At 56.3% G+C, this 24,772-nt stretch carries 28 protein-coding genes and 1 other RNA gene; 5 read left to right on the top strand and 24 right to left on the bottom strand.

What is annotated here, in order from left to right; genetic code table 11:
• Positions 1 to 20 precede the first annotated feature (20 nt).
• The 6 genes from gatD to ACU4F7_RS19185 form a co-directional block, all read right to left on the bottom strand.
• Positions 21 to 1,064 carry a galactitol-1-phosphate 5-dehydrogenase gene (gene gatD / locus ACU4F7_RS19210; RefSeq protein ID WP_481637576.1) on the bottom strand — a complete coding sequence of 348 codons (1,044 nt, stop codon included), beginning with the start codon at positions 1,062 to 1,064 and terminating at the stop codon, positions 21 to 23.
• Between the two features lie 42 nt (positions 1,065 to 1,106).
• A complete protein-coding gene (locus ACU4F7_RS19205; RefSeq protein WP_029590344.1) occupies positions 1,107 to 2,480 on the bottom strand; it encodes a galactitol-specific PTS transporter subunit IIC in 1,374 nt (457 codons plus the stop codon).
• Positions 2,481 to 2,484: 4 nt separating this feature from the next.
• A complete protein-coding gene (gene gatB, locus ACU4F7_RS19200) occupies positions 2,485 to 2,769 on the bottom strand; it encodes a PTS galactitol transporter subunit IIB (protein ID WP_029590345.1) in 285 nt (94 codons plus the stop codon).
• Positions 2,770 to 2,795: 26 nt separating this feature from the next.
• A complete protein-coding gene (gene gatA, locus ACU4F7_RS19195; RefSeq protein WP_029590346.1) occupies positions 2,796 to 3,263 on the bottom strand; it encodes a PTS galactitol transporter subunit IIA in 468 nt (155 codons plus the stop codon).
• A gap of 12 nt (positions 3,264 to 3,275) precedes the next feature.
• On the bottom strand, positions 3,276 to 4,547 hold the full coding sequence (gene gatZ, locus ACU4F7_RS19190) for a tagatose-bisphosphate aldolase subunit GatZ (RefSeq protein ID WP_481637575.1): 1,272 nt from the start codon (positions 4,545 to 4,547) through the stop codon (positions 3,276 to 3,278).
• Positions 4,548 to 4,705: 158 nt separating this feature from the next.
• On the bottom strand, positions 4,706 to 5,560 hold the full coding sequence (locus ACU4F7_RS19185; RefSeq protein ID WP_029590350.1) for a tagatose bisphosphate family class II aldolase: 855 nt from the start codon (positions 5,558 to 5,560) through the stop codon (positions 4,706 to 4,708).
• 195 nt (positions 5,561 to 5,755) lie between these two features.
• Here ACU4F7_RS19185 and rnpB point away from each other — a divergent pair.
• The 4 genes from rnpB (at position 5,756) to ACU4F7_RS19165 (ending at position 9,155) form a co-directional block, all read left to right on the top strand.
• Positions 5,756 to 6,132, top strand: an RNA gene (gene rnpB / locus ACU4F7_RS19180) — RNase P RNA component class A.
• 734 nt (positions 6,133 to 6,866) lie between these two features.
• Positions 6,867 to 7,172, top strand: a complete 306-nt coding sequence (locus tag ACU4F7_RS19175) for a type II toxin-antitoxin system RelE/ParE family toxin (protein WP_481637574.1) — start codon at positions 6,867 to 6,869, stop codon at positions 7,170 to 7,172.
• Between the two features lie 72 nt (positions 7,173 to 7,244).
• Positions 7,245 to 7,589, top strand: a complete 345-nt coding sequence (locus tag ACU4F7_RS19170; RefSeq protein ID WP_481637573.1) for a HigA family addiction module antitoxin — start codon at positions 7,245 to 7,247, stop codon at positions 7,587 to 7,589.
• A 444-nt stretch (positions 7,590 to 8,033) separates the two neighbouring features.
• On the top strand, positions 8,034 to 9,155 hold the full coding sequence (locus ACU4F7_RS19165) for a ribosomal protein uL16 3-hydroxylase (RefSeq protein ID WP_029590351.1): 1,122 nt from the start codon (positions 8,034 to 8,036) through the stop codon (positions 9,153 to 9,155).
• Positions 9,156 to 9,219: 64 nt separating this feature from the next.
• Here ACU4F7_RS19165 and ACU4F7_RS19160 read toward each other — a convergent pair whose 3' ends face one another.
• From ACU4F7_RS19160 to ACU4F7_RS19150, 3 genes are all read right to left on the bottom strand, one after another.
• Positions 9,220 to 10,113: a helix-turn-helix transcriptional regulator gene (locus ACU4F7_RS19160; protein WP_029590352.1), complete on the bottom strand. Its 894-nt coding sequence runs from the start codon at positions 10,111 to 10,113 to the stop codon at positions 9,220 to 9,222.
• 201 nt (positions 10,114 to 10,314) lie between these two features.
• On the bottom strand, positions 10,315 to 10,470 hold the full coding sequence (locus tag ACU4F7_RS19155) for a hypothetical protein (protein ID WP_411815193.1): 156 nt from the start codon (positions 10,468 to 10,470) through the stop codon (positions 10,315 to 10,317).
• A 37-nt stretch (positions 10,471 to 10,507) separates the two neighbouring features.
• A complete protein-coding gene (locus ACU4F7_RS19150; protein WP_481637572.1) occupies positions 10,508 to 11,209 on the bottom strand; it encodes a pirin family protein in 702 nt (233 codons plus the stop codon).
• Between the two features lie 103 nt (positions 11,210 to 11,312).
• On the opposite strand from ACU4F7_RS19150, the gene ACU4F7_RS19145 reads away from it, so the two are divergent.
• Positions 11,313 to 12,212, top strand: a complete 900-nt coding sequence (locus ACU4F7_RS19145; RefSeq protein ID WP_024556478.1) for a LysR family transcriptional regulator — start codon at positions 11,313 to 11,315, stop codon at positions 12,210 to 12,212.
• On the opposite strand, the gene ACU4F7_RS19140 is transcribed toward ACU4F7_RS19145, so the two are convergent.
• From ACU4F7_RS19140 to exuR, 15 genes are all read right to left on the bottom strand, one after another.
• Positions 12,198 to 13,220, bottom strand: a complete 1,023-nt coding sequence (locus ACU4F7_RS19140) for a substrate-binding domain-containing protein (protein ID WP_029590354.1) — start codon at positions 13,218 to 13,220, stop codon at positions 12,198 to 12,200. The genes ACU4F7_RS19145 and ACU4F7_RS19140 overlap by 15 nt on opposite strands.
• A gap of 30 nt (positions 13,221 to 13,250) precedes the next feature.
• Entirely contained in the window at positions 13,251 to 14,660 is a 1,410-nt protein-coding gene (locus tag ACU4F7_RS19135) for a sucrose-6-phosphate hydrolase (protein WP_481637571.1), read from the bottom strand.
• Positions 14,660 to 16,030, bottom strand: a complete 1,371-nt coding sequence (locus tag ACU4F7_RS19130; protein WP_024556481.1) for a sucrose-specific PTS transporter subunit IIBC — start codon at positions 16,028 to 16,030, stop codon at positions 14,660 to 14,662. Before ACU4F7_RS19130 ends, ACU4F7_RS19135 begins: the two co-directional genes overlap by 1 nt.
• A 68-nt stretch (positions 16,031 to 16,098) precedes the next feature.
• On the bottom strand, positions 16,099 to 17,613 hold the full coding sequence (locus ACU4F7_RS19125) for a carbohydrate porin (protein ID WP_481637570.1): 1,515 nt from the start codon (positions 17,611 to 17,613) through the stop codon (positions 16,099 to 16,101).
• A gap of 164 nt (positions 17,614 to 17,777) precedes the next feature.
• Positions 17,778 to 18,704 carry an aminoimidazole riboside kinase gene (locus ACU4F7_RS19120; protein ID WP_029590357.1) on the bottom strand — a complete coding sequence of 309 codons (927 nt, stop codon included), beginning with the start codon at positions 18,702 to 18,704 and terminating at the stop codon, positions 17,778 to 17,780.
• Between the two features lie 125 nt (positions 18,705 to 18,829).
• The gene (locus ACU4F7_RS19115) at positions 18,830 to 19,195 is read right to left on the bottom strand and encodes a DUF805 domain-containing protein (protein WP_481638755.1); all 366 of its coding nucleotides are present in this window, start codon (positions 19,193 to 19,195) and stop codon (positions 18,830 to 18,832) included.
• 132 nt (positions 19,196 to 19,327) lie between these two features.
• A complete protein-coding gene (locus ACU4F7_RS19110; protein ID WP_029590359.1) occupies positions 19,328 to 20,314 on the bottom strand; it encodes a glutathione S-transferase family protein in 987 nt (328 codons plus the stop codon).
• 106 nt (positions 20,315 to 20,420) lie between these two features.
• Positions 20,421 to 20,813, bottom strand: coding sequence for a DoxX family protein (locus ACU4F7_RS19105; RefSeq protein WP_029590360.1), 393 nt, complete (start codon positions 20,811 to 20,813; stop codon positions 20,421 to 20,423).
• Positions 20,814 to 21,020: 207 nt separating this feature from the next.
• Positions 21,021 to 21,311, bottom strand: a complete 291-nt coding sequence (locus ACU4F7_RS19100; protein WP_024556487.1) for a YqjK-like family protein — start codon at positions 21,309 to 21,311, stop codon at positions 21,021 to 21,023.
• Positions 21,304 to 21,711 (bottom strand): phage holin family protein, encoded by a 408-nt coding sequence (locus ACU4F7_RS19095; protein ID WP_024556488.1) that lies wholly within the window; start codon positions 21,709 to 21,711, stop codon positions 21,304 to 21,306. The genes ACU4F7_RS19100 and ACU4F7_RS19095 overlap by 8 nt, the downstream gene beginning before the upstream one ends.
• A 2-nt stretch (positions 21,712 to 21,713) precedes the next feature.
• The gene (locus ACU4F7_RS19090; RefSeq protein ID WP_024552653.1) at positions 21,714 to 22,019 is read right to left on the bottom strand and encodes an ElaB/YgaM/YqjD family protein; all 306 of its coding nucleotides are present in this window, start codon (positions 22,017 to 22,019) and stop codon (positions 21,714 to 21,716) included.
• A gap of 34 nt (positions 22,020 to 22,053) precedes the next feature.
• Positions 22,054 to 22,422, bottom strand: coding sequence for a DUF1090 domain-containing protein (locus tag ACU4F7_RS19085; RefSeq protein ID WP_024556489.1), 369 nt, complete (start codon positions 22,420 to 22,422; stop codon positions 22,054 to 22,056).
• A 159-nt stretch (positions 22,423 to 22,581) separates the two neighbouring features.
• Positions 22,582 to 22,962, bottom strand: a complete 381-nt coding sequence (gene mzrA / locus ACU4F7_RS19080) for an EnvZ/OmpR regulon moderator MzrA (protein WP_029590361.1) — start codon at positions 22,960 to 22,962, stop codon at positions 22,582 to 22,584.
• 3 nt (positions 22,963 to 22,965) lie between these two features.
• Positions 22,966 to 23,628, bottom strand: a complete 663-nt coding sequence (gene yqjA / locus ACU4F7_RS19075) for a DedA family general envelope maintenance protein YqjA (protein ID WP_029590362.1) — start codon at positions 23,626 to 23,628, stop codon at positions 22,966 to 22,968.
• 321 nt (positions 23,629 to 23,949) lie between these two features.
• Positions 23,950 to 24,729: a transcriptional regulator ExuR gene (gene exuR / locus ACU4F7_RS19070; RefSeq protein WP_024556492.1), complete on the bottom strand. Its 780-nt coding sequence runs from the start codon at positions 24,727 to 24,729 to the stop codon at positions 23,950 to 23,952.
• Positions 24,730 to 24,772 lie beyond the last annotated feature (43 nt).

The raw sequence follows: 24,772 nt of genomic DNA, 5'->3' as shown, positions 1-24,772 counted from the left end.
AGGTTGCTGGCTCAATGTTGTCAGGGAAAACGCAGCAGGATTTTGCCCTGCATCGGCGCGCCGTTTAACGCCTGCACGGCCCGGGAAAAGCTCTCTGCATCGCCCTGGTGCGCGATAAGCGGCCCCAGCGCCAGCCGTTTTTCAGCAAGCAGACGCGCTGCCGCTCGCCACTCTTCGCCCGGCCAGGGCGCCGAATAGTTCATCCAACTGCCGAGCAGGGTCAGCTCTTTGCGCAGGATTTTGCCAAAGACCGCAGCGGAAAGGGTAAGGTCATGATGCAGCGTGCCGACCAGCGCAACCTGAGCGCGAGGGCCTGCTATCTCTATTGATAAAGAAACTGTCTGCGGCATACCGGCCGTCTCCAGCACCAGTTGATCGAAACGTTGCTCTTCCAGCGCTGCGCTTATCTCCGCCGCAGACATGGCCTTACTGTTAAAGACATGCGTCGCGCCAAGCGATTTCGCCAGCTGCAGCTTCTCCGGGTTGATGTCGATCGCCGTAACGCTGTTGGCGCCCAGCGCTCGCGCGCACTGCATCGCCAGCAGGCCGATAGTGCCCGCGCCTACGATAACCACATTCTTGCCTGAGCACCCTTGCGCCAGATGGAAGGCGTGCAGCCCGACGGTAATAGGCTCGATAAACGCGCCATCCTCAATGGCCATCTCTTTGGGCAACAAGAACAGATTGGCGCGCTTGACGACAATATATTCGGCATGACCGCCCTCGCGGCGCGAACCGACAAACTGGTAGCGTTTGCAAATAGAAAAATAGCCTTTAGCGCATTCATCGCATTCAAAACAGGGCAGCAAGGGAACGCAGGCCACCGCATCGCCGGGCGCGAGATCGTCAACCGCGCTGCCGCACTGTTCGACGTAGCCGCTAAACTCATGGCCCAGCGTGACAGGATAATAATGCGCGCCCCCGGCGAAGATGCGAGGGATATCTGAACCACATAATCCCGAGCTGACTACCTTCACCAGCACGTCGTCCTCAGCCTGAATGCCCGGGACCGGGCGTTCTTCAACGCGCACGCTGCCCTCAGCATGAATTACCACTGATTTCATTCTTCTCTCCAGGAATAGTCGGGGAGCCAGGCTCCCCCTGTATCACGAAACGGTTTGGCTCGTCTGATCGGCTGCCGTTTTTTCTTCAGCCACAAAAGCGCGCGCCCGGCGCCATGTCAGCAGCACACCGGCAAAATAGATGGCGCCAATAACCACGAATCCGGTGACGTTCTGCCAGGTGCAGAGCTGGATGAGCAGCCAGGTAACGGGAGAGCCGCCCTGATCCATGGATGCCACCATGCCGCCCGCTTTAAGCGCGCCCGCGTTTGCGGCCAACTGGGTATGCAGGCTGATAGTCTGCGTGGCAATCCACAGCGTTATGCTCATGATGATGACGCCAGAGATTAACGTGCGGAACAGGTTGCCCTGATGCACAGCCACTGCCATGGCGACGAAGAAGCCGATTGTCGCCAGGTCGCCAAAGGGCAGGACCTGATTCCCGGGCACCGCTACGGCGATAAGAATGGTTAAAGGAATAAAAATCAGACTGGCGGAGACCACCGAGGTATGGCCCAGCAGCAGCGCTGGGTCGAGGCCGATTAAAAATTCCTGACTGCCGAATTTCGCCTGCAGGCGTTTACGCGCCTGTTTCGCGATAGGGGTCAGGCCATCCATTATCGGTTTGATAACGCGCGGCATCAGCAGCATAACCGCCGCGGTCTTGACCGCCAGCTGTAATACGCCTTTCACGTCATAGCCCGCAAGCACGCCAATAACGATCCCCATGACAAAGCCTACCGTCACCGGCTCGCCAAAAGGACCAAACCGCTTCTGCACGTCGTCAGCGCTAAAGTGGATGCGGTTAAGCCCCGGGATTTTTGCAATTACCGTGTCTACAAGCACGGCTATCGGGCCGAGGTAGGCGGAGGTGCCGTGCGGGATAGCCATGCCTTCGAGACCGAAAAAGTCGCGGGTGTCTTTGGCAAACCAGTCGCCCAGCTTGTAAACAAAGGCGGCATGTATTACTACCCCAAGGATGCCTATCCAGTAGGAGCCGGTAGCGAGGTGCAGCATCGCGCCGGTAAAGGTCATATGCCAGATATTCCAGATATCAACGTTGACCACCCGCGTCATGCGCGTTAGCAGCATCGCGACGTTAACGGCAATCGCGATGGGGATAGCTACCAGCGCGATTTGCGAAGCCCAGGTCATGGGCGAAGAGCCCGGCCAGCCTACGTCCACCACATGAAGATTGATCTCAAAGTGCTCCGCCATGGCCTTCGCTGCCGGGCCAATGGAATCGAGCATTAACCCAATGACGAGCCCGATGCCGACAAAACCGATGCCGATATGCAAACCCGATTTAAAACAGTCGCCGAGTTTCATTCCCAGCAGTTTCGAGAAAATGATGATGACCACCGGCAGCATAACGGTAGGGCCAAGGTCGAGAACGTAGCGCATGATTTCGCTAAACATGGCGTCACCCCATCAGCACGGTCAGAATTTTTTGCTGCAGCGCTTCAATGCCCACGCCAGAGACAAAGGGCATACCGTGCACGACAGGAATATCGCCAAAAGCGCGATCCACTTTCGCCGTAGTGCAGATGAGATCGGCGCCATCCATATAGGTTTCGATTTCATTGACGCGACACTGCACCAGGTCGAGTTCGATATGGTGTGACTCACAGAGTTCTTTGATTTCCTCCGCCGCCATCGTTGAGGTGGCGACCGCGCCGCCGCAAGCGACAATCACTTTTCGTTTCATAGGGTACTCCTTTTATTATCAGTGGATTAGGAAAGCTGCGTGCAAGGTTCAGGCTCAAGAATGGTGTTCTGAAAAAGCGTCGCCAGCGCGTTGTCGGATGAACGCAGTAGCGCTTCCAGCGTTTCCGGGTCCTGCAGCTTGCTGAATAAACGACGCAGCAGCGTGAGCTGCGCCGTGGGGTTTTCAACGATCAGCGCAATGATGAGCGAGACGGCTATCTCGCCATCGTCATCGGCGCGTTGAAACAGCACGGGCTTATCGGGACGGATAAGATAAATGGCCGCCGACTTCGCGTGCATCGCTTCGCAGTGGGGAATCGCGACAGCGTGCCGCTCCAGCGCGATGCCTGTAGGGAAAGCGGCCTCCCGTTCCAGCAGCGCGGCGGGGTAGGTTTCATGCACCACCCCTTCGGCCAGCATCGCTTCGCCTATATGGGCCAGCGCATGCTGACAGGACGGAAAATCGATACCGGTGCGAACGAATAATTGGCTCATGCGTTTTCTGCCTCATTCAGCATCAGGGGAACAGCCGTAGCGATAAGCGCGCAGCACGTCCTGAATTTTGTCGATAATCAGACTGTGCGGCGTGGCCGCCAGCGTGCCGGCGTTAATGCTCTCGAATTGCCCGGACAGGAACTGGCTGATAAGGCCTGGCGGGAGCGCGACCTCGTTAAGGTTGGCGATAAGTTTTTCCACGCTCTGCTGAATGCGCGGATGCGGCCAGTAGTAGCGGATACGGTCCGAAAGACTGAAATGAATATCGACCATCGCCTGGCTCCATGTGGGGCGATAGTACTTCTTCCAGTATCCAGGCTCGTTGAGCATCACTTCGTCAATCACCTCCAGCACGCGGCTGCGCCGCTCGGGGGCGATAAGCGCCTCTTCCATATGCGCCAGCCCGAAGATGGCCTCACGGAGTGCGAAGGTAAGCGCAGGCCCCACTTTCAGGATGGCGAAATGATCTTTAACTAACGCCCGGTAAGCCTCTCGCGACTGGTAATCGGTGGAGTGCGCCTCATAAACCAGCGTTGTCTGGTTAATCCAGGCGGAGAGCGCCTTCGCGGCCTGCGGCTGATAGTGAATTATCTGGGTGTGATCAAACTCCACGCCAGGCTGCACCACCATGGCGATGACCCGGTTAAACGCCGCTTCGAGCCCACGCCGATAAAAAGCCTCGCGGTGGGTTTCAAGCGTTAACGCGGCATCTTCCACGCGGGTGACGTGTACGCTGCCGATGGTGCTGGCTTCGCCGCCAGGCACCGGCACCTCTGTGCCGATGACATAGGTCAAACGTGATTTTTGCTCCAGCGTCGCTACGTTTTCCGCCGCCTCGCAAAGCCGCGCCGCCCGCTCAGCCACCGTTTGCGGCGCCAGAGGGGTTGGGTCGTCCGCGCAGGACATCGACGCGTCCAGGTGAATTTTGCTAAAGCCCGCCGCAACGTAGGCTTGAATCAACTCGACCGATTTTTCCATCGCCGCTTCGGCGCTTTCGTTCTGCCAGCAGTTTGGTCCCAGGTGATCGCCGCCAAGGATAATACGCTGGTGGGGAAAACCGACTTTATCTGCTATTTGCAAAACAAAATCGCGAAACTGGTGCGGCTGCATGCCGGTATACCCGCCATACTGGTTCACCTGATTAGAGGTCGCTTCAATCAGCACCTTCCGCTCTGTATTCAGGTCAAAACGCAGCGCGGCTTCTATCACCAGCGGGTGGGCGGAGCAGACGGAACATATTCCTGCCTGCTCGCCCGCTTTATGTCGGGTTATTAAATCCTGCATTTTCCCTCCGTTTTCGTTTAGTTTCATTAGTTTTTGTTTTTGTGGCAAAGGTCATGCTTCGCTTTCGCGAACTGCCTCGAGAATCTCATCAAACATTGCCAGAAAGAGGCGGAGAACGAGCCAGGCGGCGCGCTATTTCTCGGGCATCTCCTTTTTTGTCAGAGCTTGCCTTCGCACCCGCAATGAAGGATGGCCTTACGAACCACCTCTTTCATGGCGAGCTTCGCAGGCTGCATGTAATGGCGCGGATCGCTGGCTTCGGGATGTTCATTGAAGTAGCGCTTAAGCTCCGCCGAGAACGCCATCTTAAGTTCAGTGGCGATATTGACCTTGCAAATGCCAAGCGCGATGGCTTTTTGTATGTCGCCTGCAGGCAGACCGGAAGCGCCATGCAGCACCAGAGGCACCCCGACGACCGCACGGATTTTCGCCAGCCGTTCAAAATCGAGCTTTGGCTGGGCGCGGTAGAGGCCGTGCGCGGTGCCTATCGCCACAGCGAGTGAGTCAATGCCCGTGCGGGCGACAAATTCGCTTGCCTGCGCCGGATGGGTGTAGAGCGCATTTTTGCTTTCAACGATAAAATCGTCTTCTTGCCCGCTGAGCCGGCCCAGTTCCGCCTCAACGCTGGCATCGTAACGATGGCAAAAGTCCGTCACGCTTTTTACCAGCGCCACGTTCTCTTCAAAGGGAAGGTGTGAGCCATCAATCATGGCGGATCGTACGCCTGCCATCACTTTGTGCTGAATATCCGCAAGCTTTTCATGATGATCGAGGTGGACGGCGAGAGGGTGGTTATAGTGATGGGCCATATCGTTTGCCAGTGCCAGCAGGTTTCCCGTACCGGCATAAACGAACGTCCCGGGCGTGCCCGCGACAATCAGCGGCGCGCGCATTTCGCTGGCGGTTTCTACCACGACCTGCAGGGTTTCAAGGTTATGAATATTAAAAGCAGGCACGGCGTAGCCTTCCCTTTGCGCTTTAAGCAGCAGGTTTTTACTGGAAATAATAAACATCCTCTTCCCTCTTTTTCGGAATCTTTTGTTTCGAAGGAATGTATAACTTATCGAAAGTTTTGGTTGTGATTAGGATCGCAAAAGAGAGATTTCGGAGGTTATCGAAAGTAAATGAAGATTCGCTTCTGAAGGCAATGCGCAAAGAGAACGGGCCGCGCGTGACAGGCGAGCGTAAACCCTCTATACTCCTGCGCCGAAGCTGACCAGACAGTCGCCGCTTCGTCGTCGTCCTTTTGGGGAGACGGGCGGAGGGGAGGAAAGTCCGGGCTCCATAGGGCAGGGTGCCAGGTAACGCCTGGGGGGCGCAAGCCCACGACCAGTGCAACAGAGAGTAGACCGCCGATGGCCCGCGCAAGCGGGATCAGGTAAGGGTGAAAGGGTGCGGTAAGAGCGCACCGCGCGGCTGGCAACAGTTCGCGGCACGGTAAACTCCACCCGGAGCAAGGCCAAATAGGGGTTCGCATGGTACGGCCCGTACTGAACCCGGGTAGGCTGCTTGAGCCAGTGAGCGATTGCTGGCCTAGATGAATGACTGTCCACGACAGAACCCGGCTTACCGGTCAGCTTCACACATTAAAGACCCCGCTCCGGCGGGGTTTTGCTTTTTCCGCGGCTGGAAGATGAATGACTGTCCATGACGCTATACCCAAAAGAAAGCGGCTTACCGGTCAGCTTCACACATTAAAAACCCCGCTCCGGCGGGGTTTTGCTTTTTAAGCGGGTGGAAGATGAATGACTGTCCACGACGCTATACCCAAAAGAAAGCGGCTTACCGGTCAGCTTCACACATTAAAAATCCCGCTCCGGCGGGGTTTTGCTTTTTAAGCGGGTGGAAGATGAATGACTGTCCACGACGCTATACCCAAAAGAAAGCGGCTTACCGGTCAGCTTCACACATTAAAAACCCCGCTCCGGCGGGGTTTTGCTTTTTAAGCGGGTGGACGATGGCGGCGGGGTTTTCTTTCAGTGTCTGAAAGAGTACGGAGGGGGGGACTGGTTCGGTCGTACTTATCCGGATTATTTCTGGCTTGAGTTTGAACGCCCTGTTTCTCTCTGAGGGTTTAACTTATCTGATAAGTAGAACTACTGTGGCACGGCAAACCAATGAATTCGATGATGATTTCCAGCTTGAATAATATGGGCTTGGCTCAGTCAATAAAGCGCTTACGACGGATATCATTCCTGCCATGGGGCGAGAACTCTTCAGGATTCCCTACCCGTCTTTTTGAACTTGTGCACTGTGCAGGTGTGCAGGTGTGCGTTAATATGGCCTTAATTCCACAACAGTAGGGACGAAGATGAATTGATGAAGAACATCGGAAGTTTTCGTGACCAGTGGCTAAAAGACTTCTACCTTTACGGTAAGTCGCATAAAAAGATTCCATCAGATATTGAGTCTGCCCTGGCAAGGAAGCTGGACATCATAAACGCAGCGACGGATTTTAGAGATCTCCGTTCGCCACCTGGAAACAGGTTTGAAAATTTAGAACCACCGCTTGAGGAATATTCATCCATTCGAATTAACGACCAATACCGGCTAATTTTCAAATGGGTGGATGGGAAGGCTGAGGATTTATACTTAGACCCCCATAAATACAAGAAGCATCAATAGAGCCTCGGCAGGGGGCTAACCATCCCCGCCAGGCTGCTCTTAGGCAGTTATAAAGTAATCTTGAGGTAAACAATGGCTATTCATCAAGCAATGAGGAAACCAACCACGGTAGGGGATGTATTACTGTACGAATATCTTGAGCCGCTGGATCTTAAAATCAACGATCTGGCTGAAAAGTTAAATGTACACCGTAATTCCGTAAGCGCTCTGGTGAACAACAACCGCAAATTGACAACTGATATGGCGTTTCGTTTAGCTAAAGCTTTCGATACCAGTGTCGATTTCTGGCTTAATCTTCAACAAAACGTGGACATTTGGGAAGTTCAAAACGACGCCCGGACTCAGGAGGAACTGAGCCGAATCACCACTATTGTAACGGTGACCGCTGAACGAGATGACCCCGCAGAAGTTGCATAATTACCGAATTCTTTCAGAGAGGCCCGCTGGTGAGCGGGCCTTTTTGCGTTTATGAGGGATTCATTTAATCGGGCTTTGCATCCCATAAATGACCGATTTCACCCACATATGGACGGTCGTTTTTTTGAAATAGGGCATAGCGTGGTGTTGCTCATGCTCATGCTCATGCTCCTGCCAGGCCTGTTTAATCACCTTCCTGGGGCTTTACTGCGCATTATTCCGCTCCGTTTATTTTGTTAATAGTGACAAGACCCCGCTCCGGCGGGGTTGTGCTTAACTGGCGCACAAGACGGATGAGCGTCCGCGTAGCGCCTTCGCGTTACGTATGGCGAGCGAAGCGTTATGCGCTCACTCATAATGGTGCGGCTTTGACCAATGACAAAGCGGCTCAACGCTTTGCCTCTCTATAATCGGGCCCGTTTTTCTTCTTACTGGTCTAAAGCGATGGCTTATCAACTCAACCTTAACTGGCCCGAATTCTTAGCAACTTACTGGCAGAAAAAACCTGTCGTCCTGAAGCGCGCGTTTGCGAATTTTATCGACCCCATCACGCCGGACGAGCTGGCCGGGCTGGCTATGGAGGCGGAAGTGGATAGCCGGCTGGTGAGTTTTAAGCACGGCCAGTGGCAGGCCAGCAACGGGCCGTTTGAAAATTTCGATAATCTGGGCGAAACAGGCTGGTCGCTGCTGGCGCAGGCCGTCAACCACTGGCACGCGCCGTCTGCTGAGCTGGTGCGCCCGTTCCGCGTGCTGCCCGACTGGCGTCTGGATGACCTGATGATCTCTTTCTCGGTTCCCGGCGGCGGCGTGGGTCCACATATTGATCAGTATGATGTGTTTATCATTCAGGGGATGGGCAGCCGCCGCTGGCGCGTGGGTGACAAGTTGCCGATGCGGCAGTTTTGTCCGCACCCGGCGCTGCTTCACGTTGACCCGTTCACCCCGATTATTGATGAAGATCTGGAACCGGGCGACATCCTCTATATTCCGCCTGGCTTTCCACACGACGGCGTCACGCATGAAACCGCGCTGAACTATTCTGTCGGTTTCCGCGGGCCAAACGGCAGGGATCTGGTGAGCAGCTTCGCCGACTACGCGCTGGAAAACGACCTCGGCGGCGAGCATTACAGCGATCCGGATTTAACCTGCCGGGAACATCCGGGCCGGGTGGAAGCGTATGAGCTGGATCGCCTGCGTGAAATGATGATCGCCATGATCAACCAGCCCGCCGATTTTAAACAGTGGTTTGGCCGCTTCATCACCACGCCGCGCCACGAACTGGACATCGCGCCTGCTGAGCCGCCTTACGAAACGCAAGAGATTGTCGAAGCCCTGAAGGCCGGGGAAGTGCTGACACGCCTGAACGGGCTGCGGGTCCTGAACGTTGGCGAGACGATTTTTATCAATAGCGAGCGGCTGGATACGGTTGACCTGAAAGCCGCCGATGCGCTGTGCCGCTACACCTTTATCAGCCAGCAAGAGCTTGGCGAAGCGGTTGATAACCCGGTATTTATGGCGGAGTTAACCGAACTGGTAAACCAGGGGTACTGGTACTTCGACGAGTAACAGCAACATAACGCCATGAGAAACCCCACCCCACCGCAGCGCCGCGGGGTGGGGTTTTTTCTTATTACGCCGGCGTCAGTTCAGCGGCGTGCTGTTGCAATTCGCTGGCGAACTTTTCTTGCCAGGCGGTGGGCGAAACGATGCGGATTTCCGGCAGCCAGTAGCGTACCCAGCGGAACAGCAACTGCGGATCTGTCACTGAGGTCGATAACGTAACGCCGCCGTTGGGGTGGGTGCGTTCAATCTGCTGATGCGGAAACAGGGGACGACGTTGCAGATAACTTGCCGCTTTGGGCGTTGCTTCCAGCACAACGGTGGTGCGTTCGCCAAACCAGATGCCGTTCTCTTCATGGATAGCGTTAAGCCGCGCCGTCTCCATTTCAAAGGTTTGCGGGTAAACCTGTAGCCGTTGAATTTTCGCCAGTTCGAACGCCTTCATTCTTTCCGCTTCGCAGGCGGCCAGGTACCAAAGCCCGCTTTGATTAATCAGCTTATAAGGCTGCGCCAGCCGGGGTTTGCTTTTATAGGTAAATCCCACCAGCTGCCGCCTGGCGATGGCTTGTTTTAAATCGTGCAGAACGCTTTCAACCGCGCTGTTATTGCGCGTGCTGTTGCCCTTAATCATCAGGGTCTCGCGGTGGTTAAGCGCTTCGCGCAGCTTTTTGCCGTCAGCGTCGGGAAAGAGTTTCGCCACATCGGTAAGCTGGGCGAACTCGCTTAGCTGGGAGTAGCTCAGGCCGGGCTGAAGCGTCGCCGCCAGACGATATTTGCCGGGCGAAATCTCATCCACGAGGTGGGCAATGCGGGAAATATCCCGGTAGGCAGTGCGGGGGGTGATGGCGTACGTTTCGCACAGCCAGTTTTTATCCAGCGTTTTTCCCTGGTAAAGCCGCTCGAAAATGCCAGACAGCCGCTCAATCAGAATCTGATGCTTCGCTGCTTTCGCTTCGCTGCTCATACTTTTCCTTACTCTGTGTTCGGCGCAAACAAATGTCCGCAGCGTTAATCTCGTCGTCACAAAAGGGAACTATAACGGCGACGAATGACAGGCCGCGTCACTCAGAAATCTATATCGACACAAAAGAGTAAAAAGATGAGGGATTTTTGATGCTGTCATAGAAACAGGCAAGCCACAGAGGTGGCTTGCCTGGGAAGGGAATTACGCCGCCGCTTCTTCTTCAGCAAGGCGTACCTGCGCGTCTTCAACAATCGCTTCCAGTTCGCTGAGCATGTGTTCGACATTAAATTCGCGATGTTCAGGCAACGGTGCGGCAAGCGTAGCCGGTTGATGAGTCTTCATTTCTGAGCTTTTCATGGTTTTCATAATCTATTCAATGCGTTTGAGCGGTGAGTTACACCGGTAAATCAATCAATAATGCGCGCAGCGGCGTATCGGCAACGATGGTCAAATTAGCCTCGTCGCGAATAAACGCGCCGTCGCCGCAGGCGAGCGCTTTTTTCTCTTCCGCAGGCGTCACGGCATGAAACTGGCCGTGGATAGACTGCAAATAGGCGCGCGGTCCGTGCAGCGTAAAATCGAGCCGTTCGCCTTTATCCAGCTCAATGTGATGCAGCCAGACCTGCTGGCGCAACTGCAGGCTCTGCTCCGCGCCGTCTGGCGAAGCGATAAGCTGACGCGCCGCCTCTGCCAGCCTTATTTTCTGCACCGCCGGGTTTTCCCGCTCGGGGCAGGCATCCAGCCAGAGCTGCATACGGGTGAGCGATTTATCCTTGCTCAGGTTATGTTCGCTGTAGCTGATGCCGGGCTGCGTGGAGAGCAGCAGCGCATCGCCGGCTTTCGCCTGCACATGGTTGCCTTCGCTGTCGCGGTATTCCGCTTCGCCTTCCAGAATGAGGTTCAGAATATCCACTTTCGGGTAGGTGCGCGGCTGGAAGGCGGCGCCGGGCGCCAATACCTCCTGATTAAGCACGCGCAGGGAAGCGTAGCCCAGCAGTTTCGGGTCGAAGTAGTGTCCAAAGGAAAAGGTATAGCGAGCCTGCAGCCATCCATAGTCAGCTTGCCCGCACTGTTTGGCTGTTCTCGTCGTAATCATGTTCTTGACCTCTCTTTACTTGCTTTTATGGTAAAGGTCTGGACGGTGCAATGTTAGCCAGTTAATCTGCTGCCTATATTCAAATTTCCTGAACGAGAACCCGATGGCTAAAGAAAGGGCGTTGACGCTGGAAGCATTAAGGGTAATGGACGCTATCGACAGGCGCGGCAGCTTTGCCGCTGCGGCGGATGAGCTGGGGCGCGTGCCGTCCGCGCTAAGTTATACCATGCAAAAGCTTGAAGAAGAGCTCGACGTAGTGCTGTTTGACCGCTCCGGCCACCGCACCAAATTCACCAATGTCGGCCGGATGCTGCTTGAGCGCGGTCGCGTGTTGTTAGAAGCGGCGGATAAGCTCACGACCGATGCCGAAGCGCTGGCCCGCGGCTGGGAAACCCACCTGACGATAGTCGCCGAGGCGCTTGTTCCCACCTCCACGCTCTTCCCGCTGGTGGATAAGCTTGCGGAAAAGGCTAACACCCAGCTCTCTATTATCACGGAAGTGCTGGCGGGCGCGTGGGAGCGGCTGGAGCAGGGGCGGGCGGATATCGTCATTGCGCCGGACATGCATTTCCGCTCTTCGTCGGAAATCAACTCCCGCAAGCTTTATAAAGTGATGAACGTGTATGTCGCCGCGCCGGATCATCCTATTCATCAGGAGCCGGAGCCGCTCTCGGAAGTCACTCGCGTGAAGTATCGCGGCGTGGCGGTGGCGGACACCGCGCGGGAAAGGCCGGTGTTGACGGTACAGCTGCTCGATAAGCAGCCGCGCCTGACGGTGACGTCGATTGAAGATAAACGCCAGGCGTTGCTGGCGGGGCTGGGCGTAGCGACGATGCCTTATGCGATGGTGGAAAAAGATATCGCAGAAGGCCGACTGCGCGTGGTTAGCCCGGAATACACCAATGAAATCGATATCATCATGGCCTGGCGGCGCGACAGTATGGGCGAAGCCAAGGCCTGGTGCCTGCGTGAAATTCCGAAGCTGTTTTCAGGAAGACACTGACGCAGAATGACGCCATTGCAGCGTGGCCGGAAGGTGGCGCTGCAGCGGCGTCGGGTCATTCTCATCCACCAGTTGGGTCAGCATTTCAAAGCAGTGGTACGCCAGCTGGCGGCAGTCCTGCTGTACCGTATCAATCCGCACCGAAAGCGAATCATAAAGATAGTGATCGTCAAAGCTGGCGAGATGGATATCGCTTTCCAGTAAACCGTGCTGGCTCATGTAGCGCAGCACCCCTTCCAGCAAGCCGCAGGCGGCGGTAAACAACGCTTTGGGCGGGCGCCCCAGCCTGGCGCACAGGGCGGCGAACATCTCGTAACCGCTGCTTGGGTGATAATTGCCGTGGATAATCCACTCCGGTCGCAGCGCCACGCCCGCCCGCTCAAGCCCCTGCTTAAAACCTTCAAGCCGGTCTTTCGTCGGCGAAAGCCTGGGCTGGCCGCCGAGAAAATAGATCTCATCAGGATGGGCGCGCGCTACCCGCTCAACCAGTTCGGCGGTGGGCGTCACGGAATCGGTCATCACCAGCGGCAGGCGAGTGTCGCTCATGTGACGGTCAAACAGCACGACCGGCAACTGCTCGCTGAGTTTCACGTAATCGCTGTCGCTTAGCATGCTGGAGGCGACAATCAGCCCGTCTACCTGGCGCGCGACAAGGTTATTCACCACCACCGTTTCCTGACCGGGGTTCTCATCGGTACAGGAGATAAGCAACTGCAGGCCCGCTTCGCGGCAGAGGTTTTCCAGTTCGTAAGAGAAAACGGCGAAACCATAGTTGGTGATTTCCGGCACTACCAGCCCCAGCGTATGACTGCGGTTTTCTCGCAGCAGGCGAGCATGAATGCTGGGTTGATAGTGCTGCTGCTGGGCGATGGTAAGCACGCGCTCACGTGTCTCTTGCGCGACGCGCAGCTCTTTGCCCCGTCCGTTGAGCACCAGGCTGGCGGTGGCTTTGGAGACCCCCGCCAGCGCGGCGATATCACTAATAGTAACGCGTTTGGTTTTTCTCACGGCGATGCACTGGTCAGGAAAAAGGGACCGTCATTCTACCATGCAGGGGCGCAACGACCAGTAGCGGGCCCGCAGTTCTGCGCTGCCGCTGAAAGTAAGCTGCGCCGGCTGCGTGGGAAAATAGCGGCTGCTCATGACCCCTTCGCCTTCGTTGATAAAGATCTCGACGCTGGAGCTATCGCACAATATTTGCAGTTTATGCGCGTCGCCCTGCCAGTAGCGGTAAAGCCATTCGCCGGTTTGCAGGCTTCTGCGCGCAAGGCGCAACGCGTCGCGTCGCCATTCCAGGAGTAAGGTATCGGCGAAGTTAAGCGTGACGTCGCCCGCGCTTTCCAGCTCCAGCTCAAGGCGTTGCGCGTTAAGCGCAGGCGCCGCAGCGGCGTTGCCCTGGTAACGCTCTTCTTCGCCGCGCAGCGCCTGAAGCTCGCGCACCGGCTGCTGATAAAGCTTGCCGTTTTGCTCAGAAAGCTCGCGCACGCAGGTCATCTGGTGGATCCAGCCATACGCGGTCGTGGGCTGGCCCATCTCTTCGCCATCCGGCACCCCCATCCAGCCCACCAGCAGCCGTCTGCCGTCGGCCGTCAGCGTGGTTTGCGGCGCGTAAAACTCAAACCCGGCGTCAATCTCATTCAGCGGGCCGTGCTGAAACGAGGCGCGTTCATAGTCAAACTCGCCGCTCAGATAAGCGCTGGGGTGAGCGTTCAGAAAGCGCTTTTCCTCACGCTCAACGCCCTGCGGGCAGCAGATAAGAAACGTTTTTCCGCCGAGGGCGAAAAGATCCGGACACTCCCACATGTAACCCGCATCACCAATGCCGTTCAGGCCGCTGCCGGCGATTTCGCCCAGGCTTTGCCAGTTCCACAAGTTGTCCGAGCGCAGCAACAGCACTTTGCCCTGCAGTTCAAGGTCCTGCGCGCCCAGCACCATGTACCAGTGATGTTCATGGCGCCACACTTTCGGGTCGCGGACGTGGCCGGTATAACCGCCCGGCAGCGGCACCACCGGCCCCTGTTTATCGAAGCCCCCGTCGGCGTTTTGCACCGCGAGACACTGCCAGGCGGTGCGTCCGCCGTCATCGAACTTCACGTTGCCTGTATAGCACAGCGTAAGCTTGCCCTGGTTATCCACCGCGCTGCCGGAGTAGCAGCCGTTGCGGTCATACTCTTCATCGGGCATCAGGGCGATGGGCTCGTGCCGCCACTGCACTAAATCCGCCGAGCTCCAGTGACCCCAGCATTTATACTTATGCTCACAGCCAAGCGGGTTCCACTGGTAAAACAGGTGATAACGCCCCTGGAAGTGGATAAATCCGTTCGGGTCGTTTAACAGCCCGGTGACCGGGGCGAGATGCCAGGCCGGGTAGTGGTTGTCCCGCAGCGCCTGCGGCTGGCCTTTCATTACGGCCTGCAAAATCGCAGGCAGTCGCGTTGTCGAAGCCATTATTCAGAATCCGTTTTGTATTTCAGCAGGTAAGAAACGACAAAGGCGACGCAAAAAGCGATAACCATGCCGATGGCGTAGTTCAGCAGCGAGCTGGCCTGCACAATGGCCATGCCGGGAATGCCGGTCAGACCCACAGCGGTCATGTAGACGTGAACGGAGACGACCCACGCGCCGCCCGCCGCGCCGCCGATAAGCCCGGCGATAAAGGGCTTCATAAAGCGCAGGTTGATGCCGAAAATCGCCGCTTCGGTAATGCCGAGCAGCGCCGAGAACCCGGAAGGCAGGGTAATGGCTTTGATTTTAGGATCTTTCGTTTTAAACCACACCGCCAGACAAGCGCCGCCCTGCGCCACGTTCGCCATCGCCCAGATGGGCAACAGGAAATTCACGCCGATAGAAGGGTTGCCGAGCAGCCCCGCTTCGATAGCGTGAAAACTATGGTGCACGCCGGTAATGACGATAACGGAATAGAGCCCGCCGAAGAGCAGACCCGCCAGCCAGCCGGCGTGGGCGATGAGCGTGCTTAGCACGAAAGAGATGCCGTCGCCCAGCGCCCGGCCCGCCGGGCCGATCACCAGCAGCGCGATAAAGCCGGAGATAATCACGGTAAAGAAGGGCGTTAAGATAAGATCGAGCGCATCCGGAATAACGCGGCGCAGCTGTTTTTCCACCAGACTCATAAACCATACCGCCAGCAGCACCGGAAAAACCGTGCCCTGGTAGCCTATCATCGCCACCTCAATGCCGAAGAAGTTCATGGTGTGGAAGCCTGCCGCCACGCCCCAGGCGTTAGTCAGCGCCGGGTGGGTGAGGATACCGCCGAGCGTCGCGCCAAGGTAAGGGTTGCCGCCAAACTCACGCGCCGCGGTAAAGCCAATCAGGATCGGCAGAATAATAAACGCCGCCGAGCTGCACATATCCAGCATGATGTAGAGCGCGTTATCCGGGTTGACCCAGCCGTAGGTTTTCACCATGCCGAGCAGGCCCATCAGCAGGCCGGAGGCGACAATCGCCGGGATTATCGGTACGAAAATATTAGAAAGCAGGCGCGCCGCGCGCTGGAACGGGTTGAGCTTGCGCGCGGCGGCGTTCGCGGCTTCCGTTTTGCTCGATTCGTTAATGCCCGCGACCTGAATAAACGCGGCGTAAACTTTATTCACCACGCCGGTGCCGAAAATGACCTGCAGCTGGCCGGCATTGCGAAAGCAGCCTTTCACCCCGTCCACTTTGCCGATGGCGGCGGTATCGGCTTTCGCGTCGTCCGCCAGCACCAGACGAAGGCGCGTGGCGCAGTGGGCTGCGCTGGCGATATTTTCCTTGCCGCCCAGCAGCGGCAGCAGCGCGCGGGCGATCTGTTCAAAATCCATAACAACCTCTGTCTTATCGTTTTGGTAGTCTCAGCCCTGGAGAAGCGGCCCCGGGAGGGGCCGTGCTGTCAGAACCAGGTTTCCATCTGTACGCCGAAGTTCCACTCGCCGCCGGCGGCGAAACCACTGCTGCCGAAAGCGTCACCGCTGGCATAGTTATCCAGACGGTGATCCCAGTCCATCCAGGTGGCGAAAAGACGCAGTTCGGGGCGTTTGAGGAATTCGCCCACGTCGCTGGCTTTAAGCGTCGGGGCGACGGTGAATTTATAGAAGTTACCGCTGACGGCGTTGCGGCTGTTGTAACCTTCCGGCCGCAGATCCATGTACTGGTAGGTGCCTTCGTACTGCATCTCGAAATTCTGGGTTATTTCCTGAATCAGGCGTGCGTTGACGGTCGCCCATTCGTAGCTGTCGCCCTTCACGTAGCGGTCCTTGCTGCTCTGCGCCAGCACCGCCGGTGCGATGTGCCAGCCGCCGCCGAGCGGCGTGATGCCGTAGCTTGCCAGCCGCCAGGTGTCCGCTTCCGGCAGCAGCGCGCCGTCGGCGCCAATGGTTTTCACCTCGGCGCCCAGCCCGTGGCCATACAGCAGCGCGGTTTTCGAGGAGCCTTCACGCAGGCCGTAGAAGCTTTCGTTATGCAGGCCGAGCAGCGCATGAACGCCATGCTCCGCCGCATCGCCCTTCACTTCGTTGCCTTCCAGATCGAGGCGGTCTTCATTATCTTTGGCGCGCATGCCGCTTACCATCAGTTGCACCGGGCCGAAGTAGTTATTCAGCGTCAGGATGTAGTTCTGGGCGGTGTTTTCGCTGTTTTCGGTATCGCCGAAGGTGCGGCCATAGAGCGAGAAGTTGCTGCGCGCCTCGTCGCTCCACGTCATGTCATAAATCCCGGCGCCGGTACCGGCGAGGAACACCACGTCAGAGTCGAGCCAGTGAATATCGTAGTTATCACGGTCAAAGCGTTTGCCCGCCCAGACGGTGGCGTCTTTGAACGCGCCGGTGAAGGTGGGCAGATGGCCGAGTTCCGTAAAGACCTGGCGGACGTTGAGATCGCTGCTTTCGGCGGTCCAGTCGTTGTAAGTGCGCTGCCCGTCGGCAAGCATGACCTTAAAGCGCGTAGTGGCGCCGTTTGCGAGCGTTTGTTTATGCTCAAGGTTCATCTCGACGTAGGTATCCGGCTCGTTGCCCAGACGGCCTACGTGGCCGCCGGTCTCCCCGGCAGGCGTGACGGTCGGGCCGCCCTGGGTTTTGGTGGCGGAGTCGTTCATCAACAGGCCGGAGCGGGCATAGCCGTGGAATTCAAAACCGCCTTCGTCGCTCGCTTTTTGCTCAAGCTTTGCGGTGCGCTGCTCGACTTGCGCGGCGGCGGTACGGGTCTGCAGCTGCGAGGCGGCCAGTTCGCGAGCCTGTTTTTCTGCCGCTTCGGCGCGGGTTTCCGCAGCGTTGGCTCGCTGTTCCGCTGCCTGGAGACGCTGCTCCAGCGCGGCGAGGCGCGCTTCAATGCTGCTCATGCTGGCGTCGCCCCAGGCCGGACCGGAACCGAGCAGCAAGCCAAGGGTGACGGCAAGCGTGGTTTTTTTCATCGTTTTGCATCCGTGATAAAGAGGTATCGTCATTATGTAAATTTGCTAAACCGGTTTAGGTTTAAATCATAATCACGGTTAATTTTGCAGAGCAATGAAAAGCGCTAAACCGATTTAGTGAATGTGAGGCGAGTCGCAAAACGAGCCGCGAACGCGGCCCGGCGTCAGGCAAGCTGTTGCTGAAGCTGCTGAAAATAAGGCAGGGCGGTCATAGCCCCTCTGGCGGTCGTGGCGAGCGCGCCGCAGATTTGCGCGCTGGCGAGACAGGCGGAGAGCTCCGCTTCGTTTTGCGGCAGGCCGCGTTCCGCCAGGCCGGACAACAGCCCGGCGACAAACGCATCGCCTGCGCCCGTCGTATCGACGCTTACTACCGGCAGCGTTGGATAATGGCGCACGTCGTTGCGGTGCCAGGCCAGCACCCCGGCTTTGCCCTGCGTCACCAGCAGAAGTTCAATAGCGTAAGTCTCAGCAAGGCGCGCCATGCTGGTTTTTATCTCCGTCGACCCGGCGATAAGCCACAGCTCTTCTTCTGAAAGCTTAACCACATGCGCCTGCTTCAGCGCCTGCGTCAGGCACTGGCGTAACAAGGCTGGGTCCTGCCAGAGGTCTTCGCGGATGTTCGGGTCGAAAGAGACAAAACCGCCCGCCGCGCGCATGCGTTCCATCGCCGTAAAAGCCGCGGTGCGAGAAGGTTCGGCGCTCAGAGCAATAGAGCAACAGTGCAGCCACTCTCCCGCCTGGAAAGGCGGCAAGTCGCTTGTTTCCAGAAACAGGTCGGCGCTCGGTCGCACCATAAAAGTAAAGGAGCGCTCGCCTTCATCATCCAGCGCCACGACCACGGTGGAGGTGCGATGAGACGCATCGGTACGCATAAAGCTGATATCCACATTTTCATGGTTAAGCGTGCGCTGCATAAAACGGCCAAAAGGATCGTCGCCAACCCTGCCGATAAATCCGCTGCGGCCGTTAAGCCGCGCCACGCCGACCGCCACATTCGCCGGCGCGCCGCCCGGGCACTGTAAAAGCCGCCCCTCGCCATCCGGCAGTAAATCCACTACTGCATCGCCGAGCACCCATACTTTCGCCGTCATAAATTTGCTCCTTACAAGATTGCCGCTAAACATTAATTAAACCGTTTTAGCAAATTAACTGGCTTTCAGCGAGTGGGGAATAACACGAGAGGGGGAAACGCCGCAGAAAAAGCGGCGTTGGGAGATCAGGTGATGTGTTTAGGATTCGGTCCGAAGCGGTTTTCGCCCGGGGTGCTGTCCTGGCAGTTAAACGCCAGTATGATAAGCCAGCCTACAATCGGGATGATAAGCAGCAGCAGCCACCAGGCGGAACGATCGGTGTCATGCAGCCGCCGGAACTGTACCGCCCACCAGGGGAGGAACACCAGCAGACCATAAATCGCGGTAAGAACGCCTTCATCGCCCGCCATCCGCAGCCCCAGCATTTTGTCTATCATGCTAAGCACCCCGGTCAGGATGATGTTGACCAGAATAAACATCCAGTACTCTTTGCGGCGCGCCCGGCCACTGAAGCCAATGTAGTTTCTTAAAACTTTAAAATACCAGTCCATCATATGCTTTCGCCTCGTCTGAACATCAATCGCTTGTTTTATAAGCGATAGTGAAAGCGTAGACGGGAATCAGCGGCGGGTAAATGAGACGCGGGGAAGGAAAGCGGCGCCCGTGACGGCGCGCCGGAAAGTTTAGCGGAATCGTTCGTCGCGACCGTGCGGTTCGTCGAGATCCTGCCATGGCCCGATGGAAATAATCCCCGTCGGGTTAATGGTTTTGTGGCTGCGGAAATAGTGGTTGCGAATATGGTCGAAATTAACCGTCTCCGCCACGCCCGGCATCTGATAAATATCGCGCAGGAAGCCGTGCAGGTTCAGGTAATCGCTGATGCGGTGCTTATCGCATTTAAAATGCGTGACATAGACCGGGTCGAAGCGCACAAGCGTCGTCCACAGGCGAATATCCGCCTCGGTGAGCTGGTTGCCGGTCAGGAAGCGGTGCTGACCGAGAATTTGCTCCAGGCGCGAAAGTGAAGCGAAAACGCCGTTCACCGCCTCGTCATAGGCTTCCTGGCTGGTGGCGAAGCCCGCTTTATAGACGCCGTTATTGACCGTGTCGTAGATCCAGCCGTTCAGCTCGTCAATCTGCCCGCGCAGGGCCTGCGGGTAGTAGTCCCCGGCGCGTGCGCCCAGCGCGTCGAAAGCGCTGTTGAACATGCGGATAATGTCCGCCGATTCGTTGCTGACGATAGTCTGCGTCTTTTTATCCCACAGCACCGGCACCGTTACGCGCCCGGTGTAATGCTCGTCGGCGTGCAGATAGAGTTGATAAAGAAACTCGTTCTGATAAAGGCTGTCGCCGGTGGCATCAGGGAAATTGTCGTCAAAGGTCCAGCCATCCTGCAGCATCAGCGGGTGCACGACCGAAACGCCGATAAACGGTTCAAGCCCTTTGAGCTTGCGCATAATCAGCGTGCGATGCGCCCAGGGGCAGGCGAGGGAGACATACAGGTGATAGCGATCTTTCTCGGCGGCAAAACCGCCTTTGCCGGTCGGCCCCGGCTCGCCGTCGGCGGTAAGCCAGTTGCGCCAGGCGGATTCAGAGCGTTTAAAACGCCCGCCGGTGGATTTGGTGTCATACCACGTGTCGTGCCAGACGCCGTCGATAAGTTGTCCCATCTCTTTTCCTCCCGTTTTCCTTCGCTTTGCCTGTCGCATCGCTTCAGCGTAAAAGTGAAAAGCGAGGAAGAAACTCCTCGCTTTTGATGATTTCAGTATAGAAGCGTTACCACTTTTTATTCAGCACGCGGTCAAGGCTGAATGCGCCTGGCCCGGTGATGGCCAGCAGCAGGAAACCGCCAGCAATGGTCAAGTTTTTCATGAACATAATCGAGTTCGGCGCCTGCGAGAAGTCGATGTGGAAGATAAAGGCCGTCATCAGCGTGAACAGGGCGGTGATGATGGCGGTGGTGCGCGTCAGGAAGCCGAAAATAATCGCCAGACCGCCGCCGAACTCAAGCAGGATAGTCAACGGCAGGAAGAAGCCCGGCACGCCCATCGCTTCCATATACTGCTGTGTGCCCGCATAACCGGTGATTTTGCCCCAGCCCGCCACGATGAACAGAATCGGCATCAGAATACGTGCTACCAGAACACCAACATCTTCGAATTTTTTCATTTCTCTCTCCAGTGCGCCTTATTACAGATGCTTAATACAATCTATTGATTAAATAAGATTTTTTGTTTTGATTACCGAAGTAATTCTGATGGAGAGAATCATAAGCGGCGGCGAAAAAGATTGTTAGCAAGGAAAACTGTTAATCTTTTTCAAATTAGATGAACAAGGCGGGTGGGGAGGGCTTCCTCTCCCGCAGGAGAGGAAGCGTTAGTGGATTTGCTTGTGCATGGTGTTTTTAAGCAACCGCCATGCGCTCCAGCCGGCAAAGGCGCGTTTGCCCCAGCGCAGCAGAAAGTTCGGGTTGCGGACGCTCCAGATAGCCATAAAGCTGCTGCCCACCAGCAGCCACGATCGCAGGCTGAGAATCGTATTCCAGCCGCGGTCGTAAGCGCCGGTTGACTCCAGCCACTCGCGGCGGCTGGCGGAGAGATCCAGCCGCTGTTGCTGGATCTGGCTTAACAGGAACGCTTTACGTCTTTCACGTTCCTTTTTACTCATGGGGTTTATCCTCAAGCAGCGCGCGGTCGTTCGCCAGCTCGCCGCGGGTATGCCGCAAAAGCGTCGACTGGCGTGATTTCTTCAGCGCCCATACTCCGCATATTATCGCGAGAATGAACAACACGGCGGTGGTTGCGATAATCGCGTTAAGTCGATACTGCGCATCGACTGCCCAGATAATCAATACCATCAGGCTCATCAGGCCAAAAGCGGCGAACAGCATGGTCAGCCCTAACATCAGGAGAAGCTGGATGACGTTTGCTTTCTCTTCTTCCAGCTCCACCACGGCGAGACGTAGGCGGGTTTCCACCATCTCGACGATGATGGTGACCATACGCTGTCCAATGCCAAGAACGCTTTTTCCTGGGCCCTGAGGCGGTACGTGACGAGTCTCAGCCATAATCAACGACGCGTCAGCAGCATGCCCAGCACGACGCCCACAGCGGCGCCAATACCGACGCCGGTCCACGGGTTCGCACGAACATAATCTTCAGCCCGGGCCGCCGCTTCACGGGTCTGTTTCGCGATAATATCGCCGGTATCGCTCAATTGAGAGCGGGTATCTTTCAGCGCGCGTTCTGCTTTGCTGCGCAGTTTGCTCATCTCTTCTTTCGATTTATCGCCTGAGGAAGAGAGCACCTCTTCCAGCGTGTCAGCCAGGGATTTCAACTCAGCGCGCAGATGATCTGTGGTTGTATCTTTTGACATAATTCTCTCCAGTGAGTGAGGGGTATCCATAAACTCAGTAGTCACGAGCTTTTAACGCTTTAAGCTCCTGCTCAGCCTCGTGAAGCTTCTGCTGGCGCCGGGCGATCTTCTCGGCATCGCCTTTTTGCTTCGCCTCGCTAAGCTCCGCTTTACGTTCCGACACTTCCGCTTCTTTCTCGGCCACCGCTTTACGATGGTCGGCGCGAAGATTGCTGTCACGGCAATTCGCGCGAACCTCGCTTAGCGCTTTGTTCAGTCCATCGATGCGGCTCTGGTTGTGGTGCTTCTCCGCATAGTGGATTTCACGCTGTATTTCCTGTTCCTTTTCCTGGCACAGGGAGACGGCGTGGCTTGCCGTGGCGACTGAAAAAAGGGCTAATGTCAGTACGGTGCGGTAATGCATAGTGAAAACTTTCCTTTGTGTCACAGCGCCGGTAAAGGCCTGTGATTATCCAGTTGCGTATTCTGCGCAGGGAAACCAAAGGGATGCGCTGACTTAAGCATAGTAAGTAATAGCGCAAACCCCAAAGTCAGTGAAAAGATTCAGATTAATAGCGAAGGGCTAGCCAAGCTGGCGAAAATCATGGCGCAGGCGGTTAAGCCAACCCGGGACCGGCGCGTCTTCATCCTGTTGCGCGATGATAAAACCGCGCGGCAGGGTGCGGTAAAGCACCTCGCGGGCGGCGGCGCTCTGGTCGCTGGAGTCAAACTTAATCAGCAGCGTATCTTTTTGCGGGGTAATGCTTTTGAAGCGGATGCCGTTGGCGTCCAGATGATGCCAGACGGAAAAGCCATCGGGGATAACGGCGCCTTGCGCCGCAGCGCGGATCTCAAGCGTCGACTCCTGCTTCTGCATGGCCAGAAACAGAAGCGCGCTGATTGCCACCGCGGCGGCAACCAGCGTCACAGAGAGACATCGTAGAAAAATCCTTTTCAGCGCCATTCCTTAGCCTCGGTTTCCGTATTTTTTCTTCCACAATACCACCAGCGAGCCCACCAGGCCGAACACCAGCAGCACCACCGGCAGCAGCATCAGGCAGGACATCAGCGCGTCTTCATACTTCAAAAAGACCGGCGTCTTGCCAAGCAGGTAGCCAAGGGTAGTAAGGATAAGCACCCACAGCAGACCGCTTATCCAGTTGAAGAACTGAAAGCGCGCGCTGTTCAGCCCCGAAAGGCCGGCAATGGTCGGCAGCAGCGTGCGGACAAACGCGATAAAGCGGGCAATCAGCAACGCGGACAAACCGTGTTTGTGAAACAGATGATGGGCGCGCTGATGATAGTGAGCGGGCAGATGCGAAAGCCAGTTCTGCACCAGCCGCGTGTTGCCGAGCCATCGTCCCTGAATGTAGCTAAGCCAGCAGCCGAGGCTCGCCGCCGCGGTTAACAGCAGCACGGTTTGCGGATAGCCCATGGCCCCCTTGGCGATAAGCACGCCCACCAACACCAGCAGGCTGTCGCCCGGTAAAAACGCGGCGGGCAGCAGGCCGTTTTCAAGAAACAGGATCATAAACAGCACGAAATAGAGCATGCCAATCATGGATGGATTGGCGAGGGTTTCATAATCCTGGCTCCACAAGGCGTTGAGTAATTGGGTCAAAAGTTCCATTCAGTGTTCCTGGCAACAGCGGTTAAAGCCAATGGTTACAGTTGAAGAGAACAGCGCGGCGACAGAAGTTATTTTGTAATGGCGTCGACACGGGCTGTACTGATTCTGATGCCTTCACATTTCCTTGTGAACCTGGCACGGTGAGTGGGTACTTACCCGCTCAGCCACAATTTGCGTCTAATTGTAACAAAGCCCAAGGTTTTACGTCACAGAATTTGTGCTTTGTTAAAGATTGATTTTGCTTACCGAAGAGAAGGGTGGCGAGGGTATTTACAAACGCTGACACTATATACGTTTTGCTTACCCTCGTCTTAAGAGCGGCTATTTTACGCCGTTAGCGGCAGTATCGAGATGGACAACCGGGTTTTCGGCAAAAAGATAGCGGTCGGCATTGAATTCAAAGTCGTCGCTGGTTTCGTTGAACAACATCTGTTTGGTGTTTTCCAGATGCTGCCACATCGCGACTTTGGCGCCATGTGGGTCTTTACGAATCAACGCCTTAAGAATTTTATCGTGATCGTCGCACCAGTTATCTACGGTGCGGGCGTCAATGTGTTCGTGCAGTTTTTTCCAGTACGGGTTATGAACGCGCTGAGTCCACATTTTTTCAACGATGGCGGCAAGCGCAGAGTTTTGCGTGGCGAGCGCAACCTGAACATGGAATTGCAAATCCCATTCAGAGTCGCGAAAGCACTGCTCTTTGCGCGCCATCTCCTGAATTTCCATCAGCTTGATGATGTCCTGCTTGGTCACCTGCGTGGCGGCAAACTCAGCGATATTGCTCTCGATAAGCTGACGCGCCTGAAGCAGTTCGAACGGACCGTAATTAGCGAACTCCAGCTGTTGCTCATCGACGGCGTTGTGATACTTCGCCTGGTTTGAGATGACGTGAATGCCGGAGCCTTTGCGCACCTCCACGTATCCTTCCACTTCCAGCATAATGATGGCTTCACGCACCACGGTGCGGCTGACATTTTTTTCATCAGCGATAAAACGCTCGGCGGGCAATTTCTCCCCAACCTGATAAACACCATCTTCAATGCGCTGTTTAAGTTCAGCGGCAAGCTGTTGATAAAGGCGACGAGATTCGGTGAGCTCCATAGACCACTCCAGTGAACAGCAGGACTGCTTAGATTTGTTATAC

The sequence above is a fragment of the Franconibacter pulveris genome (genome assembly GCF_056780215.1).
This window is presented reverse-complemented; position numbering and strand designations above follow the sequence as displayed.

Bases quoted from the DNA above. Each gene is read 5' to 3' on its own strand.
- gatD (WP_481637576.1), bottom strand. From the start codon at position 1,064: ATGAAATCAGTGGTAATTCATGCTGAGGGCAGCGTGCGCGTTGAAGAA.
- ACU4F7_RS19205 (WP_029590344.1), bottom strand. From the start codon at position 2,480: ATGTTTAGCGAAATCATGCGCTACGTTCTCGACCTTGGCCCTACCGTT.
- gatB (WP_029590345.1), bottom strand. From the start codon at position 2,769: ATGAAACGAAAAGTGATTGTCGCTTGCGGCGGCGCGGTCGCCACCTCA.
- gatA (WP_029590346.1), bottom strand. From the start codon at position 3,263: ATGAGCCAATTATTCGTTCGCACCGGTATCGATTTTCCGTCCTGTCAG.
- gatZ (WP_481637575.1), bottom strand. From the start codon at position 4,547: ATGCAGGATTTAATAACCCGACATAAAGCGGGCGAGCAGGCAGGAATA.
- ACU4F7_RS19185 (WP_029590350.1), bottom strand. From the start codon at position 5,560: ATGTTTATTATTTCCAGTAAAAACCTGCTGCTTAAAGCGCAAAGGGAA.
- ACU4F7_RS19175 (WP_481637574.1), top strand. From the start codon at position 6,867: ATGAAGAACATCGGAAGTTTTCGTGACCAGTGGCTAAAAGACTTCTAC.
- ACU4F7_RS19170 (WP_481637573.1), top strand. From the start codon at position 7,245: ATGGCTATTCATCAAGCAATGAGGAAACCAACCACGGTAGGGGATGTA.
- ACU4F7_RS19165 (WP_029590351.1), top strand. From the start codon at position 8,034: ATGGCTTATCAACTCAACCTTAACTGGCCCGAATTCTTAGCAACTTAC.
- ACU4F7_RS19160 (WP_029590352.1), bottom strand. From the start codon at position 10,113: ATGAGCAGCGAAGCGAAAGCAGCGAAGCATCAGATTCTGATTGAGCGG.
- ACU4F7_RS19155 (WP_411815193.1), bottom strand. From the start codon at position 10,470: ATGAAAAGCTCAGAAATGAAGACTCATCAACCGGCTACGCTTGCCGCA.
- ACU4F7_RS19150 (WP_481637572.1), bottom strand. From the start codon at position 11,209: ATGATTACGACGAGAACAGCCAAACAGTGCGGGCAAGCTGACTATGGA.
- ACU4F7_RS19145 (WP_024556478.1), top strand. From the start codon at position 11,313: ATGGCTAAAGAAAGGGCGTTGACGCTGGAAGCATTAAGGGTAATGGAC.
- ACU4F7_RS19135 (WP_481637571.1), bottom strand. From the start codon at position 14,660: ATGGCTTCGACAACGCGACTGCCTGCGATTTTGCAGGCCGTAATGAAA.
- ACU4F7_RS19130 (WP_024556481.1), bottom strand. From the start codon at position 16,030: ATGGATTTTGAACAGATCGCCCGCGCGCTGCTGCCGCTGCTGGGCGGC.
- ACU4F7_RS19125 (WP_481637570.1), bottom strand. From the start codon at position 17,613: ATGAAAAAAACCACGCTTGCCGTCACCCTTGGCTTGCTGCTCGGTTCC.
- ACU4F7_RS19120 (WP_029590357.1), bottom strand. From the start codon at position 18,704: ATGACGGCGAAAGTATGGGTGCTCGGCGATGCAGTAGTGGATTTACTG.
- ACU4F7_RS19115 (WP_481638755.1), bottom strand. From the start codon at position 19,195: ATGGACTGGTATTTTAAAGTTTTAAGAAACTACATTGGCTTCAGTGGC.
- ACU4F7_RS19110 (WP_029590359.1), bottom strand. From the start codon at position 20,314: ATGGGACAACTTATCGACGGCGTCTGGCACGACACGTGGTATGACACC.
- ACU4F7_RS19105 (WP_029590360.1), bottom strand. From the start codon at position 20,813: ATGAAAAAATTCGAAGATGTTGGTGTTCTGGTAGCACGTATTCTGATG.
- ACU4F7_RS19100 (WP_024556487.1), bottom strand. From the start codon at position 21,311: ATGAGTAAAAAGGAACGTGAAAGACGTAAAGCGTTCCTGTTAAGCCAG.
- ACU4F7_RS19095 (WP_024556488.1), bottom strand. From the start codon at position 21,711: ATGGCTGAGACTCGTCACGTACCGCCTCAGGGCCCAGGAAAAAGCGTT.
- ACU4F7_RS19090 (WP_024552653.1), bottom strand. From the start codon at position 22,019: ATGTCAAAAGATACAACCACAGATCATCTGCGCGCTGAGTTGAAATCC.
- ACU4F7_RS19085 (WP_024556489.1), bottom strand. From the start codon at position 22,422: ATGCATTACCGCACCGTACTGACATTAGCCCTTTTTTCAGTCGCCACG.
- mzrA (WP_029590361.1), bottom strand. From the start codon at position 22,962: ATGGCGCTGAAAAGGATTTTTCTACGATGTCTCTCTGTGACGCTGGTT.
- yqjA (WP_029590362.1), bottom strand. From the start codon at position 23,628: ATGGAACTTTTGACCCAATTACTCAACGCCTTGTGGAGCCAGGATTAT.
- exuR (WP_024556492.1), bottom strand. From the start codon at position 24,729: ATGGAGCTCACCGAATCTCGTCGCCTTTATCAACAGCTTGCCGCTGAA.